Origin of the sequence: Pseudoxanthomonas kaohsiungensis (genome assembly GCF_010211765.1) — a bacterium.
Lineage (GTDB): Bacteria > Pseudomonadota > Gammaproteobacteria > Xanthomonadales > Xanthomonadaceae > Pseudoxanthomonas > Pseudoxanthomonas kaohsiungensis.
The window spans coordinates 1-581 of record NZ_PDWO01000059.1 but is presented as its reverse complement, the minus strand read 5'-3'; the positions used below and the strand labels follow the sequence as shown (position 1 = coordinate 581).

Below are 581 nucleotides of genomic sequence, written 5' to 3'. Positions count from 1 at the left end.
AAGGCGATCCACAGTAAGAATCTGATCTGCGGTTATATTCTCCGTGTATGCTGTTCGATAGTGATCATAGACGCTCTCCTTATATTTTGCTACGTTTTTGTTTTTTTTGGCGAGTACGCCGACACCTCGGTGATCGGTGCCGAGGTGAAGATCACCGCGCACCTGCAGTTGGCCGCGAAGTAGACCCTCGATGAGCGACGCGTCCTGGTGGCGGCGCCTGCGCAGCCGGCTCCGGCACGAACCGGCGCGCGGGACCGCACCCACCGCGCGCGTCGATGACGGTTCCAGCCGCGTCGCCGACAGCCTGCGCAGCCTGCTCGACGACCCGGCGATCCCGCCTTCGGTGCGCAGCGAGCTGGCCGGCGAATTCCGCCGCATCGAAAGCATGCTGGCCCGGCTCGAACGCGGCGAGCTGCACGTGGCGGTGTTCGGTCGCGTCTCCGCCGGCAAGTCGGCGCTGGGCAACGCCCTGCTCGGGCGCGAGGCGTTCCGCGTCGGCGTCCTGCACGGCACCACCACGGACGCCGAACACGCCGTGCTCGACGAGGCGCAGCACGACGGCCTGGTGCTGATCGACACGC

General features: G+C 66.3%; 2 protein-coding genes. Both read left to right on the top strand.

All coding sequences use genetic code 11. The annotated features are described in order from the left end of the window. Nucleotides 1–60 precede the first annotated feature (60 nt). Nucleotides 61–183, top strand: coding sequence for a hypothetical protein (locus tag CSC66_RS17720; RefSeq protein WP_274381885.1), 123 nt, complete (start codon nucleotides 61–63; stop codon nucleotides 181–183). 7 nt (nucleotides 184–190) lie between these two features. Beyond that, the coding region (locus tag CSC66_RS17275; RefSeq protein WP_202935697.1) for a GTPase at nucleotides 191–581 on the top strand (391 nt) is incomplete at its 3' end.